This window comes from Microcystis sp. M144S2 (assembly GCF_020246065.1).
Classification (GTDB): domain Bacteria; phylum Cyanobacteriota; class Cyanobacteriia; order Cyanobacteriales; family Microcystaceae; genus Microcystis; species Microcystis ichthyoblabe_A.
The window spans coordinates 1-2,860 of sequence record NZ_JADBTR010000167.1; the positions used below are offsets into that span (position 1 = coordinate 1).

The following is a 2,860-nucleotide window of genomic DNA, read 5'->3' on the forward strand; positions in this document are numbered from 1 at the left end:
AGTAATTTGTCTATGAGTGAGACTATTTTTAGCAAAATTATCCGGAAAGAAATTCCAGCCTCGATCGTCTATGAAGATGATCTGGTTCTCGCTTTTCGAGATGTTAATCCCCAAGCACCCACCCATATCCTCATTATCCCCAAAAAACCGATTCCGAAACTAGAGGAAGCCAGCGAAGGCGATCGAGATTTATTGGGACATTTGTTACTAACTGTTAAAAAGGTGGCCGCCGAGGCTAAATTAAGTCAAGGTTATCGAGTAGTGATCAATAATGGGGAACATGGAGGTCAAACCGTCGATCATCTTCATGTCCATCTCTTAGGCGATCGCCCAATGTCCTGGCCTCCGGGTTAAATACCCCTTATTTTCCCGCATTTTTGGGGAATTATAGGGCTAGAAGCTTTCTTTTCCGAGTCGGTCTTCTCGATTTAGTTACCTTTTGCTTCTGTTGAACCCATGAATAAGTCTCTTTCTGCGATCGCATTGGCCAGCACCCTGCTGTTATTTCCCTTCACCCCTACGACTCTCGCTCAATCGGAATGCTTTCTCCAAAGAGCAGACGGACAACACATAGATCTTAGCCGTCTCTGTGGCGGTTCATCTAGAAATAGGAAAAATTCCCCGCAAGTTTATCAGCTACCGATTCAACGCCGGGTTAACGGCATTCCCACGGTGATGGTGGTTTTTAATAACCGTCACTATTATGAAATGCTTTTTGATACGGGAGCTAGTGGCATCGTCCTCACTGATGCCATGGCAAAAGCGATGAAAGTCAAACGGGAAAGGGAAGTACTCGCTGATACCGCTGGCGGTGTCGTTAAGGTTTATCTTGGTCGCATTAATTCTGTTAAAGTTGGCGAGGTGGTTTTATCTAATCAGATTGTTGGTATTTCTCCCCAAATGGAAGGGTTAGGACTCTTGGGACAAACTTTTTTTGGTTCCTATGATGTCACGATCAAAAAAGATGTGATTGAATTACGTTATCGTCCCTAGTCTGACGGGAAAAATGCTCGCTTTCCTGACTTTAATCTAAAGTTTCTCGCTGTATTTGTTCCCGTTCGATCGCTTCAAACAAGGCCTGGAAGTTGCCTTCTCCAAAACCTCTAGCAGCATGACGGCGCTCGATTAATTCAAAAAAGAAAGTCGGCTGGGAAAAAATTGGTTTAGTGAAAATTTGCAGTAAAGTCGGCTTTTCTGGGAGGGAATGGCTATTTTGTTCAAAATCGATGAGAATTTCCTGTTTTTTAATTTCTAACCATTCCCAATCAGCAATATTAAAATCTGTTTTTTGATAGTTAATTTGTTGATAATAACTGTCGGGAACTGACAAAAAATCTACCTTTCTTTCTTTTAACTTTTGAGTTAATCTTAAAATATTTTCTGTTTTTAAAGCAATGTGTTGAATGCCAGATTTTTGATTAATATCTAAAAATTCTTGAATCTGAGAACTGTTACTATCTGGCTCATTAATTGGTAATTTTAAGTCGGTTTCTGGGTGAACAAGTACCTGAGAATAAAGACCAGAACGCTCCGTATTAATAGTAAAAGTTTGCCTTTTTTTAAAGCCTAAATTTTTCTCATACCAATTGGCTGTTAACTCTAAATTCCCCTGAAAAACATTTAAAACTAAATGATCAATTGCCAGAATATCCTGATTATATTGTTCCTTACTATCATACTCAATTAGATTAGGATAGGCTAAAATTGGCGTGATTCCCTGTCTTTCAATTAACGTATGTTTGAGATTAGCAATGCTAGAGATTTGACAGCTTTTTATCTTACCCCTAGCCAAAACAGTTTCCTCAATAAAAATGTCCTGTTTAATTCTCCTAGCTAAACTATCTAAATCCTCGACTTGAAAAGCTACATCCGCCACCCCTTCAGGATATTTACTTAAAAATTCTGCCACGGGACTAAGGGAATTTAAGGGAGAAGATAAGATAAAAATAATCTGTTTAGTTTTATCTTTTTGGATTCCATTGCCAACTATTTCCGTGTGCGTGTGGAGATTAACTAAACTTGCGATCGCCTGAAAATCCATCACCCGCACCAACCAATCTCGCCATTTTTTGGCCGATTCTACATAAAAATGAATATGATCAATAAACATAGATAAAGTAAAAAAAAAGGTTGAGTGTTAGTAAGTGGGAAGTCGGGTGTGAGGTGTGAGGTGTGGGGAGATAGGGGAATTTCAACTAATACCCCAAAACCCTAAAACCCCAACGGCTGCATCCCACATTTGCAGAAACACCAACAATCAGCAATTATCAGTGACCCTTAGATTATTACAGATATATCAGCAGCTGCGTGTAAGCATCCCACCGAGAAACTAATGCGCTCCGGGGTTTGGGGGCGGCGCCACGCCCCCAACGGGGGGTTTGGGGGGTAGAACCCCCCAAAAGCTTGGATTGAGTGATAAAACCAGAAGTAACACCCGATTTTAGTAGCAAGAAAGTTTCCCTTTAAAAATCCCAACTTAGTAGATTGACAAAAATGAGATGTACCCAACCCCAACTCCTGACTCCTGACGACTAAAAAAAGAGATGACTATCGGGTTGAATATTAATTTCCATGGGGACGGCTTGGGGTTCAGCATTCATGGCAAAATAGATAGCATCGGCTGCGGTTTGAGCGGTTAACATTTTAGTGCGATCAACTTTTAAGCTCACCTGATCCCAAAAAGGAGTATCCACACCACCAAAATAGAATAAAGTCATTTTAATACCATAGCGTTTTAACTCATCGGCCAAACATTTACTAAAACCGACCACCCCGTATTTAGAAGCACAATAAGCGGCAGCCATAGCCATAGAATGCTTACCTAAAATTCCCACCACATTACAGATATGACCGGCCTTAT

The 2,860-nt window shown here is 40.6% G+C and carries 4 protein-coding genes; 2 read left to right on the forward strand and 2 right to left on the reverse strand.

All coding sequences use genetic code 11. The features are described from left to right. Positions 1–12: 12 nt before the first annotated feature. Both IM462_RS19190 and IM462_RS19195 read left to right on the forward strand, forming a co-directional pair. Positions 13–354 carry a histidine triad nucleotide-binding protein gene (locus IM462_RS19190; RefSeq protein WP_287715504.1) on the forward strand — a complete coding sequence of 114 codons (342 nt, stop codon included), beginning with the start codon at positions 13–15 and terminating at the stop codon, positions 352–354. A 102-nt stretch (positions 355–456) separates the two neighbouring features. After that, positions 457–993, forward strand: coding sequence for a retropepsin-like aspartic protease family protein (locus tag IM462_RS19195; protein WP_287715500.1), 537 nt, complete (start codon positions 457–459; stop codon positions 991–993). A gap of 31 nt (positions 994–1,024) precedes the next feature. On the opposite strand, the gene hppD is transcribed toward IM462_RS19195, so the two are convergent. Both hppD and IM462_RS19205 read right to left on the reverse strand, forming a co-directional pair. Beyond that, entirely contained in the window at positions 1,025–2,110 is a 1,086-nt protein-coding gene (gene hppD, locus IM462_RS19200; RefSeq protein WP_287715501.1) for a 4-hydroxyphenylpyruvate dioxygenase, read from the reverse strand. Positions 2,111–2,531: 421 nt separating this feature from the next. Next, a partial coding sequence (locus IM462_RS19205; RefSeq protein WP_287715502.1) for an SDR family oxidoreductase occupies positions 2,532–2,860 on the reverse strand: 329 nt, incomplete at its 5' end.